The sequence below is a fragment of the Vibrio astriarenae genome, assembly GCF_010587385.1.
In the GTDB taxonomy this organism is placed as follows: Bacteria; Pseudomonadota; Gammaproteobacteria; order Enterobacterales; family Vibrionaceae; genus Vibrio; species Vibrio astriarenae.
Genome location: NZ_CP047475.1, coordinates 1,749,413 through 1,774,171, shown reverse-complemented (window position 1 = coordinate 1,774,171; position 24,759 = coordinate 1,749,413). Strand labels below are relative to the sequence as shown.

At 46.3% G+C, this 24,759-nt stretch carries 24 protein-coding genes; 14 read left to right on the top strand and 10 right to left on the bottom strand.

Features of this window, described 5'->3' with window-relative positions:
- Window positions 1-120: 120 nt before the first annotated feature.
- Window positions 121-2,487 (bottom strand): fatty acid cis/trans isomerase, encoded by a 2,367-nt coding sequence (locus tag GT360_RS08425; protein ID WP_164648439.1) that lies wholly within the window; start codon window positions 2,485-2,487, stop codon window positions 121-123.
- Between the two features lie 177 nt (window positions 2,488-2,664).
- Here GT360_RS08425 and GT360_RS08420 point away from each other — a divergent pair, with 177 nt between their 5' ends.
- Genes GT360_RS08420 through GT360_RS08405 form a run of 4 tightly spaced genes read left to right on the top strand, consistent with a single transcriptional unit; the run spans window position 2,665 to window position 5,655 of the window.
- The gene (locus GT360_RS08420; RefSeq protein ID WP_164648438.1) at window positions 2,665-3,099 is read left to right on the top strand and encodes an SEL1-like repeat protein; all 435 of its coding nucleotides are present in this window, start codon (window positions 2,665-2,667) and stop codon (window positions 3,097-3,099) included.
- A 54-nt stretch (window positions 3,100-3,153) separates the two neighbouring features.
- Window positions 3,154-4,542 carry a cytochrome ubiquinol oxidase subunit I gene (locus tag GT360_RS08415; RefSeq protein ID WP_164648437.1) on the top strand — a complete coding sequence of 463 codons (1,389 nt, stop codon included), beginning with the start codon at window positions 3,154-3,156 and terminating at the stop codon, window positions 4,540-4,542.
- A 10-nt stretch (window positions 4,543-4,552) separates the two neighbouring features.
- Window positions 4,553-5,551 carry a cytochrome d ubiquinol oxidase subunit II gene (gene cydB, locus GT360_RS08410; RefSeq protein ID WP_164648436.1) on the top strand — a complete coding sequence of 333 codons (999 nt, stop codon included), beginning with the start codon at window positions 4,553-4,555 and terminating at the stop codon, window positions 5,549-5,551.
- Window positions 5,551-5,655, top strand: coding sequence for a DUF2474 family protein (locus GT360_RS08405; RefSeq protein WP_164648435.1), 105 nt, complete (start codon window positions 5,551-5,553; stop codon window positions 5,653-5,655). The genes cydB and GT360_RS08405 overlap by 1 nt, the downstream gene beginning before the upstream one ends.
- A gap of 44 nt (window positions 5,656-5,699) precedes the next feature.
- On the opposite strand, the gene GT360_RS08400 is transcribed toward GT360_RS08405, so the two are convergent.
- The 4 genes from GT360_RS08400 to GT360_RS08385 form a co-directional block, all read right to left on the bottom strand.
- Window positions 5,700-6,116: a MarR family winged helix-turn-helix transcriptional regulator gene (locus tag GT360_RS08400; RefSeq protein ID WP_164648434.1), complete on the bottom strand. Its 417-nt coding sequence runs from the start codon at window positions 6,114-6,116 to the stop codon at window positions 5,700-5,702.
- A 3-nt stretch (window positions 6,117-6,119) separates the two neighbouring features.
- Window positions 6,120-7,046: a CDF family Co(II)/Ni(II) efflux transporter DmeF gene (gene dmeF, locus GT360_RS08395; RefSeq protein WP_164648433.1), complete on the bottom strand. Its 927-nt coding sequence runs from the start codon at window positions 7,044-7,046 to the stop codon at window positions 6,120-6,122.
- A gap of 378 nt (window positions 7,047-7,424) precedes the next feature.
- Window positions 7,425-7,970, bottom strand: a complete 546-nt coding sequence (locus GT360_RS08390; protein WP_164648432.1) for a DUF1349 domain-containing protein — start codon at window positions 7,968-7,970, stop codon at window positions 7,425-7,427.
- An 11-nt stretch (window positions 7,971-7,981) separates the two neighbouring features.
- Window positions 7,982-9,001, bottom strand: a complete 1,020-nt coding sequence (locus GT360_RS08385) for a B12-binding domain-containing radical SAM protein (RefSeq protein WP_164648431.1) — start codon at window positions 8,999-9,001, stop codon at window positions 7,982-7,984.
- A gap of 108 nt (window positions 9,002-9,109) precedes the next feature.
- On the opposite strand from GT360_RS08385, the gene GT360_RS08380 reads away from it, so the two are divergent.
- Window positions 9,110-10,042 carry a LysR family transcriptional regulator gene (locus GT360_RS08380; protein WP_164648430.1) on the top strand — a complete coding sequence of 311 codons (933 nt, stop codon included), beginning with the start codon at window positions 9,110-9,112 and terminating at the stop codon, window positions 10,040-10,042.
- Here the strand turns inward: GT360_RS08380 and GT360_RS08375 are convergent.
- The 3 genes from GT360_RS08375 to GT360_RS08365 all read right to left on the bottom strand — a co-directional run bounded on the left by GT360_RS08375 (window position 10,035) and on the right by GT360_RS08365 (window position 12,873).
- Window positions 10,035-10,448, bottom strand: coding sequence for a DUF3429 domain-containing protein (locus GT360_RS08375; protein WP_164648429.1), 414 nt, complete (start codon window positions 10,446-10,448; stop codon window positions 10,035-10,037). The two genes, GT360_RS08380 and GT360_RS08375, sit on opposite strands and share 8 nt — an antisense overlap.
- Window positions 10,449-10,691: 243 nt before the next feature.
- Entirely contained in the window at window positions 10,692-11,768 is a 1,077-nt protein-coding gene (locus GT360_RS08370) for a beta/alpha barrel domain-containing protein (RefSeq protein ID WP_164648428.1), read from the bottom strand.
- A gap of 226 nt (window positions 11,769-11,994) precedes the next feature.
- A complete protein-coding gene (locus GT360_RS08365; RefSeq protein ID WP_164648427.1) occupies window positions 11,995-12,873 on the bottom strand; it encodes a 6-pyruvoyl trahydropterin synthase family protein in 879 nt (292 codons plus the stop codon).
- A 177-nt stretch (window positions 12,874-13,050) separates the two neighbouring features.
- Here GT360_RS08365 and GT360_RS08360 point away from each other — a divergent pair, with 177 nt between their 5' ends.
- Window positions 13,051-13,425 carry an MmcQ/YjbR family DNA-binding protein gene (locus tag GT360_RS08360; RefSeq protein ID WP_164648426.1) on the top strand — a complete coding sequence of 125 codons (375 nt, stop codon included), beginning with the start codon at window positions 13,051-13,053 and terminating at the stop codon, window positions 13,423-13,425.
- Window positions 13,426-13,567: 142 nt separating this feature from the next.
- Entirely contained in the window at window positions 13,568-15,070 is a 1,503-nt protein-coding gene (locus tag GT360_RS08355; protein ID WP_164648425.1) for an AGE family epimerase/isomerase, read from the top strand.
- 2 nt (window positions 15,071-15,072) lie between these two features.
- Here the strand turns inward: GT360_RS08355 and GT360_RS08350 are convergent, their stop codons facing one another.
- Entirely contained in the window at window positions 15,073-15,261 is a 189-nt protein-coding gene (locus GT360_RS08350) for a hypothetical protein (protein WP_164648424.1), read from the bottom strand.
- 303 nt (window positions 15,262-15,564) lie between these two features.
- On the opposite strand from GT360_RS08350, the gene GT360_RS08345 reads away from it, so the two are divergent.
- Window positions 15,565-16,560 carry a linear amide C-N hydrolase gene (locus GT360_RS08345; protein WP_164648423.1) on the top strand — a complete coding sequence of 332 codons (996 nt, stop codon included), beginning with the start codon at window positions 15,565-15,567 and terminating at the stop codon, window positions 16,558-16,560.
- 206 nt (window positions 16,561-16,766) lie between these two features.
- Here the strand turns inward: GT360_RS08345 and GT360_RS08340 are convergent, their stop codons facing one another.
- The gene (locus tag GT360_RS08340) at window positions 16,767-17,378 is read right to left on the bottom strand and encodes a hypothetical protein (protein WP_164648422.1); all 612 of its coding nucleotides are present in this window, start codon (window positions 17,376-17,378) and stop codon (window positions 16,767-16,769) included.
- A 568-nt stretch (window positions 17,379-17,946) separates the two neighbouring features.
- Here GT360_RS08340 and GT360_RS08335 point away from each other — a divergent pair.
- The 6 genes from GT360_RS08335 to GT360_RS08310 all read left to right on the top strand — a co-directional run bounded on the left by GT360_RS08335 (window position 17,947) and on the right by GT360_RS08310 (window position 24,741).
- Window positions 17,947-18,930 (top strand): DctP family TRAP transporter solute-binding subunit, encoded by a 984-nt coding sequence (locus GT360_RS08335; protein ID WP_164648421.1) that lies wholly within the window; start codon window positions 17,947-17,949, stop codon window positions 18,928-18,930.
- A 70-nt stretch (window positions 18,931-19,000) separates the two neighbouring features.
- Window positions 19,001-19,465 (top strand): TRAP transporter small permease, encoded by a 465-nt coding sequence (locus GT360_RS08330; protein ID WP_164648420.1) that lies wholly within the window; start codon window positions 19,001-19,003, stop codon window positions 19,463-19,465.
- 21 nt (window positions 19,466-19,486) lie between these two features.
- Window positions 19,487-20,791 (top strand): TRAP transporter large permease, encoded by a 1,305-nt coding sequence (locus GT360_RS08325; RefSeq protein WP_164648419.1) that lies wholly within the window; start codon window positions 19,487-19,489, stop codon window positions 20,789-20,791.
- A gap of 46 nt (window positions 20,792-20,837) precedes the next feature.
- A complete protein-coding gene (locus GT360_RS08320) occupies window positions 20,838-22,433 on the top strand; it encodes a phytoene desaturase family protein (RefSeq protein WP_164648418.1) in 1,596 nt (531 codons plus the stop codon).
- Between the two features lie 179 nt (window positions 22,434-22,612).
- Window positions 22,613-23,566: an aldo/keto reductase gene (locus tag GT360_RS08315; protein ID WP_164648417.1), complete on the top strand. Its 954-nt coding sequence runs from the start codon at window positions 22,613-22,615 to the stop codon at window positions 23,564-23,566.
- Between the two features lie 29 nt (window positions 23,567-23,595).
- Window positions 23,596-24,741 (top strand): glycoside hydrolase family protein, encoded by a 1,146-nt coding sequence (locus tag GT360_RS08310; protein ID WP_164648416.1) that lies wholly within the window; start codon window positions 23,596-23,598, stop codon window positions 24,739-24,741.
- Window positions 24,742-24,759 lie beyond the last annotated feature (18 nt).

The following is a 24,759-nucleotide window of genomic DNA, read 5'->3' as shown; positions in this document are numbered from 1 at the left end:
ATTTTCATCTTTACTGCTCATTGAATCTGGGTGCAACATATCACAGTTGCGCAAAAACGCGCTAGTGTGTCGCTGATATTACCGATAGCCCTTAACGACAGTGTGACTGCACGCACAGCCTTATCGATTCTCAAAGCGATTGTAATCAAGCAGTCCAAATTCAATGGGTTGATCTTGTTGGTACCAGCGATGCACGACGTCACTGTGTGACCAAAATTCTGGATTGCTCCGTCTCACTGCATACCTGTCCAGAATTTGAATGTAGTCTTGCTCCTCTTCAATTCCCTGAAGCATCATGACCAGCTTGATCACCTCCTTCTCCTCAAGCTGCAAGAAAGCCTGCGGGTAACTACCAATCACACCTTTGACGATGGTCAGCGAGTCCTTGGCATAGTCGCGGTTTTTCTCTTCGGCGAACAGGCTAGAGATATTGGTATGCGCATTATTGTGCAAGATGGTAAACAACTGCTGGTTGCCGGAATCTGAGTTGACGGAAAGCATGATTGTCTGGGGCAGGTGGACTAAACCTTCGCCTTGAATGTAGTTGATTTGGTTGAGCAGCGCCTCATTATTTTTCGACAGGCCTGTATCAACAATCTCAAAGCGTGGTTGAAGTACCGGGGCGATACGTTTTTTCAGCATGTGTAATAGTTCGTTCTTTGGATCATCGGTTTTGTAAACGATTTGAGAGGGCTGATTGAATGGCTCAACATTACGTTGCAAATAGTCACTTAATTGCGCATGTTGATTCTGATACCAGCTAGCATGAATCTCATGTCTAACATCTTGAGGGAGGAGCGAGAGAAAGTGACTTTCGCCTTCCAGTCTTAAAAAGTCCATGAACATGCGTGTGACAAGCTGGTGGCCGAAGTTGCCATAGACATCAAACCCAGCAACAAGCAGATAATGGATTCGCTCTAAAAGTGCATAATCTAGTACCCATGCAGTTTTTGGAGGCGTGCCGACTAACCCTTGAACAACGGAGGCGCTATCGAAATGGCGGAAAACAGTGAGCGCGGCATTCGGGTTTTGACCGTCACCCGCCCAGATTAGGTCAAGGTTGAGGGCGACATCATTTTCAAACTCTTTTGTGGAAAACTCTGATTTTGCCTGCAAGTAGCGCGCTTGTTGGCGAGAGTAGCTTACCCATGTGGTAAGAGGAAGGACATTGCTGTCACGCTCTCCCGGTAGTTTAAGGTTGTCTGCTTGTGAGCGATAAAACTCATTGAGCTCTGGAATATCGCTTTTCTCTGGGTCGAGAAAGAAAACCCAGAACCGATCATTAATCACATTCAAAGCCAGTTGCCCACGACATACAGGCCCCTTGATGTATGCCATGATGGTGTTTTGGGCATTATTGAGCATAAATTTGTAACGTGACTTAACGGGTAAATCAATAAAAGCCGTCATCGGGTTTGCTGCCACATCCGTCTCGTAACTCGGTAATTGACTGACCGTGTAATCGGCGTGGACGAACCATTTGCGCCACTTTTCAAGCAACACTCCACTCAACTCAAACGGCATATGAGTCTTGTCAACGATGGTGGCTTGCTCAGCAATCACGCGGTAATAAACACGATCAACTTGAGGGTCGTCGTAAGGGCGTCGGGTAGAGATGCGCTGAATGGGCTCTCCTGGTGGTGTTGCCGAACGAACGAGAGTGAAAAAGCGAGGTGTCGGGTTTTCTTCAGTAACTAGTTCAGAGAAGTACAAATGGGATAGGAACAGATGCTCATAAATATATCTCGCTGCCAACTGGTGCTTGAGAGAGTCATGGTTAAGAAACTCCTCATACTGTCTGATATGGGTCATCTCCTCGCTAGACAGTGGCAATGGCGCATTCATAATCGCGCCATTTTGCAGCCAACTCATTAATGTGGCGTACTCTTGACCCTCTAGGTTAGGCATTCCATAAGGCATTCCCCATGTAGGGTAGTCTTGTTCATATTTATCAAACTCGCTCATCGTCGGGCATTGCTGTTGGCGGTCAATGGCGAAATCGAACCCTTCAAGTTGTTCTTGATTGGGTAAAGGGTGCTTCTCTTTTTGCATTAGCATGCGGGCAACGAGACCGGCTTCGATATTGGCCGTTGGGTTCTGGTTACGTTCGTTAAGTACCGGGTGGAAGCTAAAATCGCGCCACTGCTGTGTGGTGGTCGCATCTTCGAATAGTCTAGTTGGGGTTGAGGCAACAAGACGGGTTCCCTGATAGACCAGCGCTTTACTGCCTCCACGATCAATGCCTTCTGGAGAAGACATCTTTAACTGACAAGGTGCATCGTAACAAGCATGGCAAACCACACATCGGTTATCGATAATCGGTTTAACCTCGTTGACATAGTAAACAGCGGCATCAGCCGAGATAGAGGCTTGGCGATTTTGCACCCTCTCTTCTTCAAACAACTTGTCGTAATTGATACCTGCATAGGTAGCACAGCCGGAGAAGAGAACAATAAACAGAATAAGAAGGCTTTTTCGTGGTCGCATAAAATGAACTATTTGAGGTTTATCATGTAATTAAAGCAGAGAAACCAGCTTTCGCCATTCGGCTTTTATGACAAGTACGTTGTGGTCAATAATCGAAAAGATAACTTCTTCGTAATGGTTGCTAGGCGTTGATTGCTAAGCGTTGCCTACACTTAAGCAGGAGCAGGGAGAGTGTGAATGATGAAACTCAGACTATTGAGCTTATTTGTAATAGCTGTGCTGTGTCGCGATGTACAAGCGGAGTCAATTGAGGCCACAGATTGGTTCGAGAAGGGCATGGAGGCGAGATACTACTTGCGTGACGAACAGGCGCTAGAGAATTTTGAAAAAGCAGCCAAGTTAGGTCATGTGCAAGCACAGTTCGAAGTCGCGAAACTTCTTCTCTACAGAGAACTGAATCAAGGTGAGCCGCATACACAAAGCCTATATTGGTTTACTGCCGCCGCTGAGGCGCAGCATGCGGAGGCTCAATATGAACTGGCACTCTTTTATATGGATGAGTACGACAACCCCGACGCACCAATGTTAGTCAGAAAGTGGATGGCTGCGGCAGCAAGCAATCAACATGAGAGGGCACAGATCTGGATAGATAATAATTCACAAATTGAATGAACATTTAACAGGTTAGGGCGTAGGAAAACTAGTACAGCATATTAGGGGCATACTATGGATTCAGTGGCTATCGACCTGGCGCGATTTCAATTTGCATTCACGGTTTCATTTCACATTATTTTTCCCGCATTCACTATCGGTCTTGCAAGCTTTCTCGCAGTGCTGGAAGGCCTATGGTTAAAAACGGGTGATGACAAGTACATCCAACTCTATAAATACTGGTTGAAGATTTTCGCGATTAGCTTCGGTATGGGCGTGGTGAGCGGTATCGTTCTGAGTTATCAGTTTGGGACAAACTGGAGCGTGTTCGCCGATAAAACAGGACCAGTCTTGGGGCCACTAATGGGTTACGAGGTCTTCACTGCGTTTTTCCTCGAAGCAGGTTTCTTGGGTGTCATGTTGTTTGGTATGGAACGAGTGGGTAAGAAAGTGCACTTTGCCTCAACCTGCGTCGTTGCATTTGGTACCTTTCTATCCGCCTTTTGGATTCTTTCAGTCAACAGTTGGATGCAAACCCCAGCAGGCTTCGACTACAACGAAGCGGGGCAGTTCATTCCAGTAGATTGGTTTGAAGTGGTATTCAATCCATCATTCCCTTACCGTTTGGTCCACATGCTGTTCGCTGCTTATTTAACGACAGCATTCGTTGTGGCGGCGGTTGGTGCGTATCATCTACTCAAAGCACCGCACAATCCACTGGCTCGAACCATGTTTTCGATGGCGATGTGGATGGCGGCGATTGTGACTCCACTTCAAATCGTCGCAGGTGATTTTCACGGGTTAAACACGCTAGAGCACCAGCCTGCCAAAATCGCTGCGATGGAAGGGCATTTTGAAACCCATCAGGGCGCGCCACTGATACTCTTTGGCATCCCAGATGAAGAGAATAACAAGATGGATTATGCCGTCGAAATTCCTAAGTTGGGCAGTTTGATACTGACTCATGATCTCAACGGAGAGGTGAAAGGGTTAGATGCCTTTCCCGAAGAAGAGCGTCCGCCTGTCACTATTGTGTTCTGGAGCTTCAGAGTCATGGTGGGCATTGGGTTTGGTATGTTGGCCATTGGTTCGTACAGCTTGTGGCTGCGCAAAAAGAATAACCTCTACGAACAAAGATCCTTCTTGCGTATTTGTACCTGGTTTGGCCCCGCAGGCTTTGTCGCAGTTCTAGCCGGATGGATAACCACCGAAGTGGGTCGCCAGCCATACACTGTGTACGGATTACTAACAACTGCCGATTCTGCATCACCGATTGATGCCGCAGCGGTGAGCGTTTCCTTAACCGCGTTCATCGTTGTATATTTTATTGTGTTCGGCTGTGGTTTCTTCTACCTGCTACGTCTGATGAAAAAATCTCCATCAAAATACGAGCAGCCTTTGGAAGCGCGCTTACCCGATGGTAGTGAAGCGCCTGCCACAACGCATTCAAACCACCTAACCTGAGGGTAGCACTATGGATTATGCATTAATTTGGTATGGCTTAATCGGGTTAGCGGTGCTGATATATGTCATCTTAGATGGTTTCGACCTTGGCATTGGTATCCTGTTTCCGAGCGCTCATAGCGACGATGAGCGGGACATGATGATGAACAGTGTCGCGCCAGTATGGGATGGCAACGAAACTTGGTTAGTGCTTGGGGGAGGAGGCCTTTTTGCTGTTTTCCCACTTGCTTACGCCGTCATCATGCCAGCGCTTTATGCTCCGCTGATTATCATGTTGCTTGGCTTGATACTGCGCGGCGTGTCGTTTGAGTATCGCTTTAGAACAAAACGAGGAAAGTTCCTCTGGGATACATCTTTTTTCTTGGGCTCTTTGCTCGCAACCCTGATGCAGGGCGTGATGCTCGGAACCTTGCTACAAGGAATAGACGTTGATGGTCGACAGTATGCTGGGTCATGGTTCGGCTGGCTGACACCGTTTAGCCTATTTTGTGCATTGGGGTTATTGTGCGCCTACACATTGCTTGGTGCCTGTTGGTTGATAATGAAACTCCCCACTGATCTTATGGGGCGCTATTACACCATTGCCAAGCGTTGGGGCCTCGCTTTTGTAGCCTGTATCGCAGTAACCAGTATTTGGCTACCGATCACCAATCACTTGGTTTTCGAGCGTTGGTTTACGTTCCCGAATGTCTTCCTATTCTTAATCATTCCAGTGGCAGCAGCGGCTTGTGTTTGGCAGTTGTTTAAATCGCTATTAGACCACAAAGCGTTACGAGCTTACCTCTGCGGTATCGGGTTGTTTTTGATTTCTGCGCTGGGTTTCGGGGTGAGTACGTTCCCTTACTTGGTCCCATTCGCCCTCACATACAGTGAAACCGCTGCGCCAGAATCTAGCCTTAAGTTTTTACTCGTTGGGGCAGTGATACTGCTACCGATGATCATCGCCTACACAGCCTACTCATACTGGGTGTTTAGAGGTAAATTGAAACACGGCGAGGGGTATCATTGATGGATGATCGTATAAAAAAAGCGCTTTGGTTCATTGCGATTTGGTCATGCAGTGTGACGGCACTCTTTATCGTGTCATACACCATACGCTCGATATTGCTGTAGCCAGCAGAAACAGGTGGGGAGAGTGGATCTCTCCCTACTAAGAGCTAAAACTCTTTATTCATCTGCCTTAACGTATTAATAAGGTGCTGCGCATCTTGTTCGTTTACGTTTTGTGTTAACTCTCTCATCAAATCAAGATGGAGCTGGTTATGACGCTGGTGGATAGTCTGTCCATCGCTCGTCAAAGCCACAACGATTGATCGGCGGTCTTCCGGATGAGGAAGGCGCTCGATAAGGTCTGCCGTCACCAATTTGTCTACCTGAACCGTTAGCGTACCTGTGGTAATACCTAGCTTACTCGCTAGCTCCTTCATTCTCATAGACCCATGACTACCTAACACTTCAATAGTATGAACCTGAGCGAGCGAATAGCCGGTCTCTTTGACAACCGACTGCTCCCATGAAGACATCTTGTCATAGAATTCGGTCACAAGTTGATTCAGTGTTTCTAGGTCGATCATGGCTTACTCGTTCACTTCTAAAGTTAAGTGACTGATTTTATCAAATTTTGCAAGCTTTTGCTTAAAATCACTGAGCGACAAACTCGAGTTCGAATCGATGGTGATAGCCGCACTGTAATGATGACTGCTAACCCTCCAAATGTGTAAGTCAGTTACTTCACCGAAAGGAGAGAGCTCATCGAGAATCTGTTGTATATAATCCTCGTTAATGCTTTCATCCAATAGGATTGGGCTAGTCTGTTTGAGTAGGTTATGCGTCCACTTCAAAATAACCAAACCACCCACCATACCCATGATCGCATCGAGCCAATTCCAGCCGTAGAACTTACCAAATAGCAGAGCAATAATCGCAAGTAATGACGTCAGAGTATCGGCGAGTACGTGCATATAGGCGGCTCTTAGATTGTGATCGTGATGATGCTCATGGTGGTGATGGGAGTGTTCATGACTATGTGCATGGCTATGGTCGTGATGATCATGGCCGTGGTGGTGATCGCCAAGCAAAAACATACTGGCTAAATTAACGACAAGGCCAAGGCAGGCAACGAGTATCGCTTCATTAAATTGAATGTTTTGTGGATTAAAGAGTCGACCAACCGACTCAACAATCATCAGCAAGGCGACAATCCCCAGCGCAATTGCACTGGTAAACCCACCCAATACACTGACCTTGCCCGTGCCAAATGAAAAGCGACCGCTGTATTGGTGTTTCTTCGCATAGCGATAGGCAAACAGCGTAATACAGAAGGCGGCGGCATGCGTGCCCATGTGCCAGCCATCGGCAAGCAGTGCCATTGAGCCATAGTAAGTCCCGGCAGCAATCTCTACGAACATGGTTGTCACGGTGAGGATCAGGACATAGAGGGTCCGTTTTTCACCGTGGTGGTTGTGTTCAGAGAAATCGTGCTGATGTTTGATTGAAGTATCCAAGAAACAGTCCTTTGTTTGATAATCAAAATACTTGATTGTAAATTTAGTTTGATTATCAAGTTAAATCAAGGTGAGATTGCGAGAGGATGAGTGATTAAAGCAGTAGGGGTTGCTATGAGCGTTAGGTTTCTGAAGGCCTAGAAAGAAAAAATCCAGACACTCGAAAGAGCATCTGGAGAACTAAAAAGGTTCTTAAACAACGTCAGTTGGCTAGGTGACCTAATGACTATCAAAAGGTCGCTGTTACTGATACAAGCGGCGTGCCAAGATTAAAGTTATTTTAATATCAATAACTTAAATTAAATTTTATTAAACACATTGATTATAGGTGGTAGCTTTCGTTGCTATATGCAATTCATTGTTGCATTTTGCAATCCGTTATTGGTACACAAAACCAGAAAAGACCGCACGGTTAGGCTGCGCTTTGCTGCCGCTGAAGGTGTAAAGCATGATGCCTTGTTCTTGCCCCTCATGTCGTGGCGTTGAGCCAACAATATTCCATTCAATACGACTGTCATTCCGATAGTAGGCAGTCACGTCATTACCTGTGACTTCAAGCTTTAGATTCACCTTGTTATCAGAGTAGGGGACTAAACAGACGATAGACGGATTCCCGTCTTTTTCACTGGCAAAAACGAGGGAAAGCTCGCCGTTAAACATCTCTTTACTGAACTTGATGTAGTTATCTTTGTCCCAAAACACACCAATGCCCGCTTGCTCAAAAGTGCGTTTGGATGTGAGTTTCACGTTGACCTGGGCTTGATAGCTATTCTTATCAGTCGGAAGAAGAAACAGATTCTCTTTGGGCTCTCCACCATAGCCCCACATATTTCCCTCAGCGATGTCGACATAGAGCTGTTCATCTCTCAACTGCCAGGCGTCAGGATTATTATTCACGATGTTCCACTGGTCTAAGTTAATCATACTTTTTTCCCTTAAATCATTCGCTGGCGAAGTTGGTAAAAGACATCATCGAGTACTTCAACGTTGGCTTTCGCCAACTCACGTTGGACGGTATCAAAGTAAAGCTGGTTGTGCATATCATCCATCGTATTGTAGTAATGAATGCGACGACCAAGAATGAAGTTATACTGCTTTTCAAGCGGGAGCGACAAAAAGCGCTCAATCGTGCTAAGGAACTGCGATTTATCGGCAGGAAGCTGGCCGTTAATTTCCATCAATAGGTTAATCGAGTGGAAGTTACCAAACTTGCTGCTGATACCGTTCAACTGCTCAATCAACGTTTGTTGCTCTTGCACCATTTCAACTTCGCTCAGAGGTGTAAACGAGCCGTTTTGCACCATGTCATCCAACTCTGTGCCGGGTTTAACGGCCAAAGAAAGCACGCGGATCTCTTCTGGGTCGATTTGGTTGAGCAATTCAGCCGTTTCACGTACATGCGAATCGGACAGCTCTTTGCCGCCAAGCCCCAGGATGATGAATGTCATCATCTTCATACCGGCTTGCTTGGCGTGTTGTGCTGACTTAAGAATGGATTTCGGCGTAATGCCTTTCTTCATCTTCTTCAACACATCAATCGAACCTGACTCCATGCCGCAGTAGAGCATGTTTAAGCCTGCGTCACAGATAGCTTTCATCTCTTCAGCCGATTTTTTGCTCATGGTTTGCGCGCGTCCGTAAGAGCTGATTTGTTTCAGATCGGGAAACGCTTCTTTAAGGGTTTTAAGAACCTCAAGCAGATCCGCGGTTTCCATTGCGAATGAATCACCGTCTTGCAAAAAGCACGTCTCAAACTTACGCCCTTTGTAAAATGCTTTCGCTGCCCAAATATCTTTTTTGATCTCTTCCACTGGGCGGATTGAAAAATCCATGCCCTTGAACAGGGTACAGAAGCTACATTTATTCCACGGACACCCTTGTGTAGTGCGAATCAACAAGCTGTTAGCTTCTGAAGGTGGGCGAATAGGGCCCTGTTGGAAATTAAGATGTTGCATAGGTGCTGTCTCTACCTTGTTCGTTTCTTGAGGTGGGTAGTGTACGCCTTGTCGTATCTGCGAAAAACGCTATAGTAATTGATAGATTCTCAAAAACGGATTGATAATATGTTGCTCAGTGATCTGACAGTGGTGCTGAAAGTCGCCGAATTTCGCAGTATTACTGCTGCTGCTAATAGCTTAGATATGCGCATGGCAACAGCCAGTGCGGCCATTAAACGCGTTGAAGCTTCATTGGGTGTCGAGCTATTCGTTCGCACGACTCGCCAGCTAAGGCTGTCTCCGGCCGGAGAGCGTTATCTTCCTCAGTGCGAACAAGCGTTGCAACTGCTCGATACGGCTAAGCAGAATGTTCAAGAAGACTTGGACCAATTGGGTGGTGAAGTCAGAATTGCACTGTCATCTGATCTAGGGCGTAACGTAGTGACACCTTGGCTCGATGAGTTCCTCGCGGATCACCCAGAAGTGGCGCTGCGCAGCAACATCAGTGACAGTAATATTGATTTCTATCGTGATGCGGTGGATATGGCTTTGCGATATGGCTCGCCAAATGATGCGAGTATGTATGGTTTTAAAATCTGCAATGTGCCGCGTTTGTTGTGCGCCTCTCCTGAGTATTTAAAGCAGTTCGGCACCCCTACTAATCTTGAAGCGCTCAAACAACACAACGGCCTGTTCTATCAACTGCAAGATATTGTCCAAGATGAGTGGCGCTTTGACCATCAAGGTCAAAGCCATAAGGTCAAACTCAAAGGAAATCGCGCCTCTAATGATGGTGACCTCGTTAGACGCTGGTGCGTGACGGGAAAAGGGTTTGCGATAAAATCATGCCTAGATATGGCAGACGATCTTTTGCAGCAAAGGGTAGTGAATGTCATGCCGGAATATAAACCGATGTCGACAGAGCTATGGTTGGTGTGCCCAAGCCGCCAATCCATCACCCCTACGGTGCGATTACTGCGTGACTTCTTTCGTGAGCGCACAGACAAGGTACTAAAAGAGTTAATCGGCAGTGGGTTTGTCGACCCGAAGTCTATTTAATATAGAGAAGAGCCCCCATCAGCAGATGAGAAGCGATGACCACACTGGTTAAGATGGTGCGTAGCTTGATGTAATCTGCATTGTCCTTGCGGGGCTCGAATAGATAGTTGAATCCGTGGGCGAGAATCAGTCCAAGCGTCAACACAGTAAAGTTGTGAAAACTCACTGTGCTCAAAGCGATAACGAACAGTGTGATGAGGTTTGACATCACGAGCACCGCGTTGTGTGGCTCGACTCTATCAATAACACGACCCCACAGAGCGCCTGCCATGAAAATCGCAATGCCCGCACTGTAGGCAAAGTAACCGTACATTGCCATTCCGCGCGACATATCGTCGAGCATCAGCACAGCAACGGGCAGAATGATGAAGGGGATCAACCCCATGTAACCTAGTGTATTTCTCATAACCAAGTCTACGCCCCAAAGAAAAAATTGATCACCACTGCTCATAAGGTTACAACACTAGTAATCACCAAGCTATTTATACGTGAGGGATGCTAAGTAATGAATCTACGAATAGAGAGGCAAAAAGAGGAACGGACTACATGAAAGAGTATCTGCAGCAGTTGAGTAAAGAAATTTAACTGAAAAAAAGTTGATGCCTAAAACAGACATCAACTTCATCAATATAGAGTTTAAATGAGGGGCTTACTTCTTGAAATTGTGGAATTTCTGCGCCAAGTAAGGGTCCCACATTGCAGCGGTCGCGCTCATTACTAGGTCTGCGCCCATGTCTAGACGACGGTGCAGATCTTCAGCGTTCATCATGCCGCCGACTGAACAGATAACGAAATCATCTTTCCACTTCGTACGCAGGTCGATAAGGTTTTGCGTCACTTCTTCAGCTAAGTCACCGATAGCGAAACCACACGTACCGCTTTGTAGACGACCTTCACCAGGAAGTGCCGCTTGGCCGTCAGGTGTGATTACTTTACGTGGAATCGTGTTGATTGCTGCAAAACCGTCAACGTATGGGCGGTTCGCTTCAATCACTTTCTCTAGCTGTTCCGCTGGCATCCAACCAAGTTTGATCATTAGTGGCGTATCACCGATAGACTCGCGGATTTTCTTAGAAACTAGGGCAGAGTTTTCTGGGTCAGAGAACAGAGCGCCTTCTTTGCTGCCACCTAGGTTCGGACAAGAGTAGTTAACTTCAATAACTTTCGCACCGGCTTCTTTTGCCATTGCAGATACGTAACCGTAATCTTCAACAAGGTCACGCTCAGCAAGGCCAGGTGTACCATTTACAGACACAACCATTAGCTGGTTTTTGCCCATCTTACGGTTACCTTCCTCGATGTCTTTCATCCATACAGAAGGCGCTAGAGAAGGTACACCGAAAGAGTTAGTAATCGTGATGCGCTCATCAAGAGAAGGGCGAGCACCTGGGTGAATCTCAGAGTTAATCTCTAGATTGTTAAACTGCTTGTCAGTATCAAGGAATACACAGTTTGGCGCTGGGTGACATGCACGCTCGACGCTTCGCACCGTTTTGTATACTGGGATATCAAAGCCAAGCTTTGCATAAACGTCACACCAGTGGCTGTTTAGTAGGGGACCCGCTGGTACACCTAGGCGTGAGTTTACTTCGAAATCAAACACCTTCTGAGTCTGCGTGATAGCAGGACGAGAAGGGTAATCAGCATCAAAAAAAGGCCCGTTTTGGTAGTTATCCTCATAAGTTTTGAGAATATCGTAGAGTTCGAACTGAGTTGGAGTAGTCATTAGAAGCCTCTTACTGCATGTGCCAATCAAAATTTGCAGGGATTCTACCTCTTATGGATAGCCTTGAACACAGGCGGAGTTTGATCTCGGATAAGATAAAGCGATGAAATGACGGTTTTTCGCCATTCTTTTTCACTTTGAAGCAAACGTTTGCATTGGGTGGTGTTTGGATGGGAGATCAGAGTCAAATTGACTCTGAACCACTTTGTCATTTTAGTAACGTGACTTAACGAAAAGCCATCGCTCCTTTACCGACACCTTCATAAGCCACAACTTGCAAGCTATGTGAGTCAGAAAGGGTATTACTCACCTCATCCGCGATAAAGTCAGCCAGCAACTCGACCGTGGTATCCGTTTCAATAATTTCTGTTTCACTCTTGGCGATGGCGAGCTCAAAGTGACCTTGTGGTGCTTGGTAACAGAAGCCATAGTGCGTCTCATCAGTGATGTTACGTGCGTGCTCACTGAGCTTTAATTGCGCAGTCGGTACCATATCCTCAGCAGAGCCAAGGTAGATGTCTTCCCAACGTTTAGCGAACTGTTCTTCAAGGGCACTATCACGTTGACCATCAACAATTAATTCAATCGGAGAGCGGTGCCCGTGGGCGATACGCTGACAGTTGCCATCGTGCTTTTTGAGACCGTGCGAGTAGTGATAGAAAGCACCTTCAATGGCTTCTGGGCGAAGTGTGATGGTGAAATCTTTAACGTTGTCAGGCAATTTACCTTGCAGTAATTGATGTACATGCTGGGTAAGGCTATCAAGGGTAATCGCATCAGCATCGACAAAGCCAAAGGCTTCATCAGGGCAATGTAAATGAAGGCTTTTGTCGTCACGCAGCATATCAACTTGCGAGTATCCGTTTTGCGTAGCTGCAACGTGCACATTCGCGCTACGGCTTGGGATAAGCAAGCGATGGTCGACATATTCATCAATAAGGTACTTAATTTGGGATTTGACCTTGCCAAAATCCAACACCATGCTCATTTCATTGAGGTCGCCAGAAAGGGTGACATCGACAATCCAACTGTCACCGACCATACCACGCTGGTCACACAGATAAGAAGAATCAATGACGGTGAGTGCTTTGACAAATAAATTCAAAATAAAACCTTAATCGGATTGAAAGCCATTTTTGCGAGCGAGCATTATACTTAAACCTAGCTAAGATGCATGGTCATTTCGAGATTTAATTTCTACTCAATCATAGACATAATAGGGTTATCAGTGATGATCACGACCGAGCGCTTGTGCTCGTTGTACTTTTGATGGAACTAAAAGATGAACTACGACCAATTCAATCAATTTTGCGGCGCTTTCCCTGCAACCTCTCATGTCATTCAGTGGGGGGATGCGCACGTATGGAAGGTGGGCGGTAAGGTCTTTGCCATCGGAGGGTGGAGCAGTAAACGTAATCAGCCTGCTTTCACCTTCAAAACATCACCGCTGAATTTTGATTTTTTGAGTGAGCAAGAAGGCTATATTCCGGCGCCATACTTTGCAACTCGAGGAATGAAGTGGATACAACAGGTAGAGACTTCAGGCTTACTGGATGAAGAGCTGGAATACTACTTGTCTGAATCGTACGGAATCGTAGCTCTCGGTCTATCGAAAAGAAAACGTGCTGAGTTGGGCATTGAGGTTGAAGCTAAATGAACGAACAATCAATAGCTTAATACGCTTAAATTCCCTTCCGTTATAGGCTCTGAAGCCTTTAAGGTTTGTGAACACGACAAGATTAAGTGTAAACACAATTTGATATGTTCAGAGATATCCAAACATAAATTGTGGCCGCCCAATGCACTTTAAATCTCTGTTACCAATACTCGCGATATCCACTTTTAGTTGTCAAGCTATCGCGCAATCTCAGCCTAACTATCACACCATGCTACCCAATGGCGATGCTTGGATTACTCATGCCGACAAAGGCTTGAGTCCCTACTGGATGGCATCGACGGCTCAAGGGAGCCCGATAGGCAATTTCCCCACTTTCCGCTGTGACAATGGTGATGTGCTTAATATTGATGCCCCCTGTGCTGAACTCGTCAATCATTCTTGGATAAAGGCTGAATTTGGGCGTGATTACACGCGCATGAAGTCTCGCCAAATATACGCCTATGGTGTGCGTTATCACTTGACCGGTGACCCTGAAGCACTCGCGCTCGCCAAAGCGGGTGTAGATTATCTATTACAAGAACTGCGCGACGAAAAGAACGACGGCTACATTACCTATCGAGAGCAAGGTAATCCGGGATTAAAGTGGCAGCAGCGTACCTCACAAGACCAAGCCTATGCCATCGTTGGCCTGGCTTTCTATTACTATCTGACACGCGATCCCGCAGTGGAACAAGCTCTGATTGACCAACAGGCGTTCATCTTCGACAAATACCGAACCCAAGCCAATGACCAACTACTCTGGGTGTTAGAGGACAGTGATGTCGATAAAAAAGTCCAGCTAGAGCTGGTGGCTCAGCTAGATCAAATCAACGGCTATTTGCTGCTTGTTATGCCGCTACTGCCTGAGCCTCATCAAGCAAAATGGCGAGAGGATTTAGAGTGGCTGACCAAACAGATGTTAGCCCTCTATCATGATGACGACGAGTGGCGGTTCTATGGCGCGATTCATCATCCAGCAGTAATGAAAGAGGGCGCGAAGCACAACGACTTTGGCCATACGATTAAAGCCTATTGGATGACTTATCTGACTGGGCAGGCATTAGGTAACCAAGAGTGGCAGAGCTTTGCAGAAAAAGGCATACAGAAAACACTAGAGCGCGCCGCCTTTAGCTATCCAAAGACTAACTTAAAAACGGTAATGAGCGAAGAAGAGTATAACGCTATACCGTTTGAAGAGATCTACTCTTGGAAAAGTGAAACCTACAACTACGGTATCTCCGCGTGGCAGTGGGCAGAGTTAGACCAAGCGCTAATGACACTCGCCATCAAAGAGGGAAATAAACTCGATAAGAGCTGGACGAGACAACTCTTCTTCACGACTACAACGTTTCATCAATACTGGGTAGACCATCACTATGGCGGCGTCGGCATGATGCCGAAATCGGTTAAGCAGTTCCAATGGGGCAACGGCTACCACCAATTTGAGCACGCGCTTGTTGGATATATCAGTGCTCAATTTTGGTATGACGAGTCAGCGACATTGTACTACGCGCTACCGAAAGACAGCCAATTTGCCTTGCAACCTTACTACTTCACTGGCAAAGAGATCTCGCGAAAAATCACAGAGCAAGACCTCAACTTGGATAAATTGCAGCAGGTTGCCGTGGCGTTCGAAGTTGAATAACTCTAAACGGAAAAAGCTGCCTTCATTTGAGTATTGGCTTGATCGGCGGCATAGATGCTCTTCACAAAAGTCTCTTTATCAGTGGTTGATTTGGAGAGCTCTATAATTTGACGCAGGGGTACAAACAAGCGCCTGTCAGACACTAGGCAAATGCCAATACTTTCGAGTTCTTTTTGGATGTCATTGTTCATTATCAATCGCCTTTGCTATCTATGAGCTGAACGTTTTGAAGGGCTCATAAGTTGTTGGTTTTGAACGCTGATTGTGATTGGACATGCCCACTATTACCAATTCGATTTGATGGATCTTATCCTGCATAATAAGTCAGCCTTTCGCTAGTTTTTGCCTTATTGATTCGCAACATGTTTTGAGTAATGAAAAACGATTGGCAAGAACCACGACTTAAGTGAGGGTTCCATCCGTCATAAGCGATTTATAGGATGGTCTAATCCTGCGTAATATCCAAATCGTTCCCTAATGGTTTGGAGAAAAACATGAAGCTAAAAACAATAACTCTTGCTCTACTTGCTGCGTCTTTCACAAGCGGAATTGCACATGCGTGCACATCTGTGTCTTGGAACACGGAGTTAGGTACCTTTACTACACGCACAATGGATTGGATGGAGTCGACCAAGCCTGTATTGGGTAATATCAACAAAGGCGATATTCGTTCTATTCAAGGCAATGGTCTAGGTGATACTTATACGGTGAAATATGACATGGTAGCGGTCTTTGCCTATGGCGAGCTCGTTGGCGATGGTGTTAACAGTGAAGGTATGCAGGTTAACACGCTCTTTTACCCTGACATGACGATGCAAGATGTGACCAGTGACAGTGATATTACTCAGTTCACATTCGCAGAATATTTGCTCGCTAACTACGCCTCCGTTGATGAAGTAGTTAAAGCCCTACCAGATCTGAAATATGGCTCAATCATGATGGATGGGATGCCAGTGGAAATGAAACTTCACTGGTCAGTGACGGACAAAAGTGGTGACCGCTTAGTTATCGAGATGGATGAAGATGGGTTGAACACCTATCGTGGTGACGAAGCTCAAGTGATGACCAACGACCCTTCAATGAAAGAGCAGATCGAAACGCGTAACAAGGTTCAACCAACATGGGAAAACTCGACTCGAGACACCGACTATGGCTCAATTGGTAATGGTAACTCGCCAAGTCGCTTTGTTCATGCGAGCTACTTCGCTAGCAAACTCACAGAGCCAAGCAGTGTACGCAACGCTATGATGAAGTTATCCACCGTACCATTCAGAGTGCCAGCCGACGCGCCTTATAAAGATTTCGGTAACGGCCAAGGCGTATCAACTTACGCGACCGAATGGACGTTAACTCAGAGCCTCGAAACGGGTGATAGTGTGTTTGAATACAACTTTGAAGATGCTTGGAACACCGTTCAGTTCAACGTGTATGACATGATGGGCAAAGAGTTCCGTCTACCACTAACAGAGTCTTACATGGTTAAGTTCTAATAAGGGGGCGTAGGCCAGTGTAACTGTACTAAGTGACACTGGTCTTAAGTTGTTCGCTGACGTGGATTGTTAGCATGACGCGCGTTTATACTCTTGATTAATAAGCCGCACACGGTTCGATTTCATGTCTATTGTGCGCAAGATATAGCCTTTGCCCCAAAATCTCGTTTGATCTACTTACTATTCTTCAAACTCACTTTAACCCTCTAGGAAGGACAAGCCTCAGAAACCAAAGCCTCATCAAACGCCAACCCAACAAATTGAAACTCCCGAACAAGGTCAACAAACGTCTGCGTGCAAAATAGCGAGGTTCCCCCTTGCATTTGTGAACGGAACAGCAACTTATTCGTCAAGCTGTCTTGATCAAATGAGAGTGAGTCTAGGCCATCCTCATGGCCATCAAAATACCTCACCTTGGTAAGCGCTCGATCTTCGTCTGCAACGGTCAAGCAGTTAAACACATAGTAGATACCGCCATCACAGCGAAGCGGCAGAAACTCACCAAAGCGTGCTAGATAGTGACGCAAACCCAAATAAGCGTCTTGGTTCATTAGCAGTAGGCGGGAGTCCCAGAGGCAAATGTCGGGCTTCATTAAAGCCGAGCTAAAGTTTGGGGAAAAGTGATGATAGACCATTCCCCAGTAGGGTAAGAGTGGCCCAAAGGAATATTGGGGCATCATCATCTTATTGATAATTTCACTGCGACCCACTTGCTCGCTTAGGGTCACCACATCCAGTTCAAAAGCCTGATATTCAGTTGGTATGTTCGCTAATCGATAAACCTTCATGATTTTGTCTTCCGTTAAATAGTGTCTCACACTGCCTTTCCTACAGGCGTTTAGCTATCGAACTGCTCATAAATTAAACGGAAGTATACACATGTGAAAACCTCGTACTAACCGAGTGAATCACGTTTTTTTTGCCCTGTTTCTGAAAAGCCAAATGACATGATTTATGTCAACGAAACGCACGGAAATAAGGGGTGAGCTCTGATATTGGAATGAAGATAAATATACGATCAGAGATTTATGATGAAACGATTTCGGATCATTGTGAGTGGATGAAATGTCACAAATACTGCCCGTTTAATTGATGAGTTTGTAGATACTTTAATTGAGTGGCATGTGACAGAGCTTAGTTGTGTCATTGGTGGATTTTTACGCTGTATATATTGTCTTCTGGTAAGTGGTTATAATTTAACTCCACAATGATGGTTAAAGTTGGTGCAATAGTCTTTTTGTTTAATATGCTGATTTTAAAGGGAAAGATATTTAATGAACACTGCGCCACACTATTCAATTTCAGTGATTGACACCCCAGTAACGATTCAATAAAACTGGATTTACACACATGTGTCATTACATACTGAATTATAGGGATATTATTATGCGCATACGTCTTGCTGTTAAGTATCTCAGCATCTTTCTTTTATCATCGGCTGTAGGTTTCGCTGCTCATGCAAAAACCTATCGTTTATCGCACAACGTCTCAAACACCACAACTTGGCAACAGGGCGCAGAAAAGTTCAATGAACTGCTTGCAGAAGCGACAGATGGCGACATGAAAGTTCGTATCTTTCCAAACTCAGTGCTGACTGGTGGCGACCAGATAAAGCAGGCTGAAATGCTTGGGGCCAATAAGATCGACTTTGTTCTCACATCGGCTATCAACGTCACGCCTTTAATCCCCGAAATGGCGGTGTTTTCACTGCCTTACCTATTTGATGGCTACCAAGCAGTGGATGACGCCATTAAAGGCGAGGGTGGTAAGAAGATCGAACAGATTGCACTTGAAAAGAACATCATCATACTGGCGTGGGGAGAAAATGGTTTCCGCGAGCTAACCAATAGCGTGAAATCAGTGAGCTCTCCGGATGACTTAAAAGGCATGTCTGTGCGTGTCGCTGGGCCGATGTATATTGACGTGTTCACTGATCTAGGTGCAAACCCACAGCAAATACAGTGGGCAGAAACCTTCCCAGCGTTGCAGCAAGGGGTGGTCGATGGTCAGGAAAACCCAGTAGGGGCGATTATTGTTCCGCAAAGGCTATTTGAAATCCAAAGCAACATTACCCTGTGGCACTACTCTTATGACCCTATCTTCCTCGCAGTGAGCCGTAAAGTATGGGATAGCCTTGATGAAACGACGCAAGACAAAGTAGCGAAAGCGGCTAAAGAAGCGATGGCATATCAAGTGAATATCTCTCGCCAGAAAACGGCAGATGGCGTGCAAATACTGCGCGATAACGATATGGAAGTGATAGAGCTTACGCCTGAGCAATTAGATGCGTTTAGAAAACAGACTCGACCTTCTTACAACAAATGGAAAGACAGAGTTGGCGAAGACATCGTTGCGCTGTTTGAAGGCTAGGGAACAACCTCAGAAATCTCTGGTGCGAAATGAAACCAGCTAAGAGTAAGAAAATAGGACCGCGACATTAATGAAAAAAGCATGGCAACATCTGGAAGAGGTCATTTGCGTAGTGATATTTATCGTTATGCTGGTGCTTGGTTTTTCAAATGTCGTGGTGCGCACCATGACAAACTACTCCTTGGCTTCAACCCAAGAGATCGTCATCAACGGGATGGTGGCACTCACGCTTTATGGCTCGGCAATCGCCATAAAGCGTGGCCAATTGCTCGCGGTCGGCTTTCTTATCGACAACGTCACAGTAAAAGTGCGTCGGCTTCTTCAAGTGGTGATTTCAGTGGCCATCATCTCGACACTGGTTGTGATCCTCTACTACATGGTGGATCTGCTATCAAACCAATATCAACTGCAGATTCGAACCAGTGCGTTGCAAACCAAGGCATGGTATTACACCGTAATACTACCGCCAGCGTTTGTACTCATGATTATTCGTCAGCTCGAATGGTTATCAACTCAATTTAAACGCCCTGCGTGATCATAAAATAAGGCTGTATTTATGGACCTATCCACGGGTAGCCAGATGATAATTCTGTTCTTTGCGCTCATCATCATTGGTGTTCCGGTTGCATTTTGTCTGGCGCTCTCATCACTGTATGCCATGTGGCAAATGGAATTTGGCCTGGATATGGTAGCAGATTTGGTGATCGCGAGCGGCTCCAAATACACCCTCTTAGCCATTCCTTTCTTCATTCTTGCCGGCAACATCATGGGAATAAGTGGGATCGCCGAACGGATGATCACATTCTTTCGGGTGCTTGTCGAAAAATTACCTGGAAACATGGGCCTAGTTGGAACCGTTGTGTGCCTTTTTTGGGGCTCGGTGAGTGGGTCTGGCCCAGCGTCGGTCGCGGCGATTGGACCCCTGATTATAAAAGGCATGGTAGAAGAGGGGTACAGCAAACCCTTTGCTGCAGGTTTAGTGTCAACCGGCGCAGCACTGTCACTGATCATACCGCCTTCAATCGGCTTAGTGATTTATGGCGTGATTGCTGAGACGTCCATCAGTGACCTGTTCTTAGCGACGATTGTTCCCGGGCTGATGCTGGGAAGTTTAATGATCCTAATCCTGCCTTTCTCACGATTTTACAGCGCAGAGCATGACGATGGAGAATCCATCTCTCTACAAGCCCAAGACAAACAGCAACCTTACTTTAGCCGGCTTTGCCACTCATTCGCCCACGCATTTTGGGGGCTGTTTACCCCAGTGCTTATTCTCGGTGGTATTTATGGGGGTATTTTTACCCCGACTGAAGCGGCAATCGTGGCTTCTGTTTATGCCATCGCAGTTGGTAGCTTAATCTATCGCACTATCAACCTAACACAGCTCTACACTGCGTTTGCTCATTCGGCATGCTCATCCGCCGTTGTGATGATTGTAGTGGCATTTGCTGGGCTATTTGGCTGGGTCATCGAGATTGATGGCTTGGTGGTAGAGTATTCAGAAATCTTAATCACCATCAGTGAACACCCGCAGATCATTTTGTTTGTGATCCTCGCTATCTTGCTCGTCGCGGGTATGTTCATGGATGCCATCACCATCATGTACATTACGCTACCCATCTTCTTGCCCGTGGTGCGTGAACTCAATATTGATTTAACCTGGTTTGGCGTACTGCTGATGACAGCGCTGTCGATAGGCTTAATCACACCACCGGTCGGGATTAACCTATTTGTTGCGGCCAATATTACACGCTGCTCGCTTGGCTCAATTGCAAAGGGCGTGATGCCATTCTTACTCATTGCAATATTTGGGCTGTGCCTACTGGTTTGGTTTCCACAAATCTCATTGTTCTTACTATAAACACCAATGTGCAAACGGGTGAGACTAATAGCAAAAGGATTTAAGCATGAATACAAAGGAAAGCAGTACGTTAGAGCAAGAGTTTGATATTCATATCATCGGCTCGGGCATCGGTGCGATGACGGCGGCTGTGTTGTTAGCGAAAATCTACAAAAAGCGAGTGTGTTTACTCGAGCAGCACTGGACAGCGGGCGGACAAACCCAAACCTTCAAGCGCAAGAGAAAATACGAGTGGGACGTGGGTGTTCACTATATCGGAAATCTCCAAGGTAAGGGGTTAGATGCGCAGATCAGCCAATACATCTTCAACGACAAACTCAGCTGGAGACCATTAGCGGAACACTACGATAAAATCCGTTTCCAAGATGCGAAATTTGATGTACACCAGCAGGGTAATGACTTCAAGCAGTCACTCATTAAGCAATTCCCCTATGAGAAAAATGCTATTGAGCGATATTTTGATGATATTGCGAAAACTCAGCAGTGGTATCACCGCTTATTTGCAAGCCAACTTGTGCCCTCAGCCATAGCGCCAATCCTCAAAGGGATAAATTGGTTTGGCAACAAACGTGCACAACAGACGCTGGCCAATTACCTCGAGCGTAAGTTTACCTCACCAGAGCTCAAGAACATCATTGCCGCCCGTTGGGGGGACTATGGGCTTGCACCACAAGAAAGTAATTTTGCAATACATGCCTTAGTGATGGGGAGCTATTTTCAAGGTGCGTATTACCCAGAAGGGGGGAGTAAGGCGGTCGCCGAAATATTACTCGAAGAGCTACGTGCTCACGGTGGCGATTGTCTTACCAACGTCAAAGTGAAACGCATCGTCACCGAGAAAGATAAAGTCACCGCATTAGAAGTGATAGAGCATTACCACACCCCTAAAGCGCGCGAAATGACGCTCAACGTACAGCAAGTGCTCTCAAGTGCAGGTGCCTATAATACCTATAGAAAACTGTTGGATAAGCCTCTGTTTGATGCCTTGGAGCAAGGGGGACGCTCTATGGGAACTTTGTGCCTATACTTGGCGCTCGACCGGGACCCGAGTGAGCTCGGCTTTTCCAACAGCAACTATTGGCTATACCCGAGCAAAGCGAATGGGAAACTACTCAATAAAAACAACACCTTCTATTTCTTGAGTTTCCCAAGCCTAAAGCAAGGCCAGCAAGACGCGCATCTCGCAGAGGTGACGTGCACAGTGTCCGCTGACAAATTTGAACAGTGGCAGGGGACAACATGGAAGCGAAGAGGCAAAGACTATCGAGCGTTAAAGCAGCAACTCACCGATGAAGTGATTGAAGCAGTGTGCCAGCAATATCCACAATTACGCGACGCCATCTGCTATGAAGAGTTATCGACTCCTTTGTCGATGGAGTTTTTCACCCAACATCCTGGCGGCAGCTTTTACGGAGTTCCGTTTGTTCCTGGACGAGAACATTTGGAATACTGCCAAGCCAAAACGCCATTTAGTAATCTTTTCTTGTGCGGTCAGGATGTCGTCAGCCTCGGCTTTGTCGGTGCCATGATGGGTGGTGCCATCAGCGCTGTTGTCTCTCAAGGTAATAGAACCTTCCCTAAATTCCAGGCTGAACTCACCAAAAGAGACAAAGCAAAGAGCACCGTTGAAATGACGGAATAATCAACGAAAGGGATCAGAGTCAATAACACCCCCAAGCAACAACCTCCGCTCCAAGAATTGACTCTGATCCCTCTATCCTACGCCCCACTTTATGAGCACCATCACTGTTAAATAACTATCATTGGTTTACCTTTGCCTAATCATTGGTAAACAAATAAGTTAACAACAGGAAAGGCTTGATGAAAGTGATAAAAATGCAGCAGCACTCGCAAAGCAAAGCACACAAAATCGAAGTAACGCCTTTAATACTGGGTAGTGGAAGCTTCTTAACAGAAAGTGACCGAGAGCGAGCGTATCGACTCTTGGATGCCTTCGTTGCCCTGGGCGGCAACACAATCGACACTGCAAGACACTATGGGATAGCAGAGCACATCATTGGTGACTGGCTAACACTGCGAGAAAACCGTGATAAGATTGTATTGTTAACCAAAGGTGGTCACCCAACTCAAGAAAATCCAACCCATCATCGTTTATCAGCCACAGCGATTAGCGAAGACCTGAATACCAGTTTGTCTGCGCTTAGAACAGAGCGAGTCGAGTTTTACGCCTTACATCGTGATGACCCCGCGGTTGGCGTTGATGAGATCATGCATCAGCTGCATCAGTTCGTGCAGCAGGGTAAAGTAGGGGCAATTGGCGCGTCGAACTGGAAAACTGACCGTCTCATCGCTGCAAACCAATACGCACAAGAAAACAACCTAACGCCATTTACTTTCAATAGCCCGGGATTTAGCTTGGCAACGTGCAATCGGCCGCGCTGGCCAGGCTGTGAAATAGCCAATGCTGAGATGCTGGAGTGGCACAAGGACAACAATATTCCACTGGTGGCCTGGTCTCCCCAAGGTGCAGGTTTCTTCTCTGGGAAATACTCACCGGACAATCTCGACAACCGCGAAATGGTTGATGTTTACTACAATGACGCGAACTGGAAGAAGTATGACCGAGCCGCCACATTGGCACCAGAGCTCGACGTTTCAACATCGCAAATCGCATTGGCCTATGTATTAAATCAACCCTTCAGCAGCCTCGCTGTCATTGGTGCCCGAAATGAAGAACAGCTTCGAGAAGCTTTTAAAGCTAGCCAGTTATCGCTAACGCCAGAGCAAGTCTTATGGCTTAACTTACAACAATAATCCACTCTACAGAAAACAATGAGGTTGTTATGCCATCGAACATACAAAAGCAGTTCGCACTGTCACTTAACTACTGTGGTCGCATATTAGAAGTTGAAGGCAAGCATGTATGGGGGACAAGTGGTTTTGTCGATGAGCAAGGCCGTGTGCATGTCTACTTTAGTAATTGGTCAATGGATGATGCACGCGCCTCTTGGGTGATAAGTTGCAAGGTTAACTATGCCATTGCAGAGTCACTCGATTCGGAATTTGTCGACCAAGGCACCGTCCTCGAAGGGGCAGGGGGAGATTGTTGGGATGCCTGGAGCATCCATAATCCTTGTGTTCATAAAGTCGGCGACAAGTACGTCATGCTATACATGGGCAGCAATGGCAATAGTTTTGAGCTGACGAAACGAGACCTCAACCAGATGATATTGGTATGCGAAAACGAAGGTACATTTAACCCACCCAATGAACGCACATCTAACATGTCAGAGGATGAAAAGCACAGGGTAGAGTTAGCATGGGACAGCTATACGAAGGTCGTCGAAAGTAAACGTATCGGTATGGCAATTGCCGACAAACCATCAGGCCCATTTGTCCGAATTGGAGATACACCACTGATAGACACAGGCTTGCCGGGGGAGTGGGATGATCTTGTGACAAGTAACCCTGCTTTTTGCGTTGCCCCTAATGGCCAGTTTTATCTCTACTACAAAGCATGGAACAAAAAGAGCTGGCAAGAGAAACACGGAAATCGAAAGTATGGCGTTGCGGTCTCTGACACTCTAGAAGGCCCCTACATTAAATCGGATGCCAACCCCATCGTTGATTTCGAACCAATGGGAGAACACTGCCAACTTGAAGATGCAACCGTGTTCTATTTGAACGACCAATTCCACATGGTCGCCCGAGACATGGGCCTACAAGATCACGTCCGCGGCATCATCATGTCCTCAATTGATGGCATCACGTTCAACGATCCAGAGCTGGCCTTTCACGGAGTATCACAATACAGCGATGAAACGATAGTCGAACTTAAAGACATGGCAAGATCAGGCAATTACGAACGACCTCAGATCATTAAGGACCTAGATGGGGCGCCGGTTGCACTTATTTGTGCTTCAACAGGAGGGAAATATGGGACATCGTCACCGGTGCTTTTCAAGATAGATGAAAGTAAACTTAAATAGGGTTAAACAGCAAAGAAA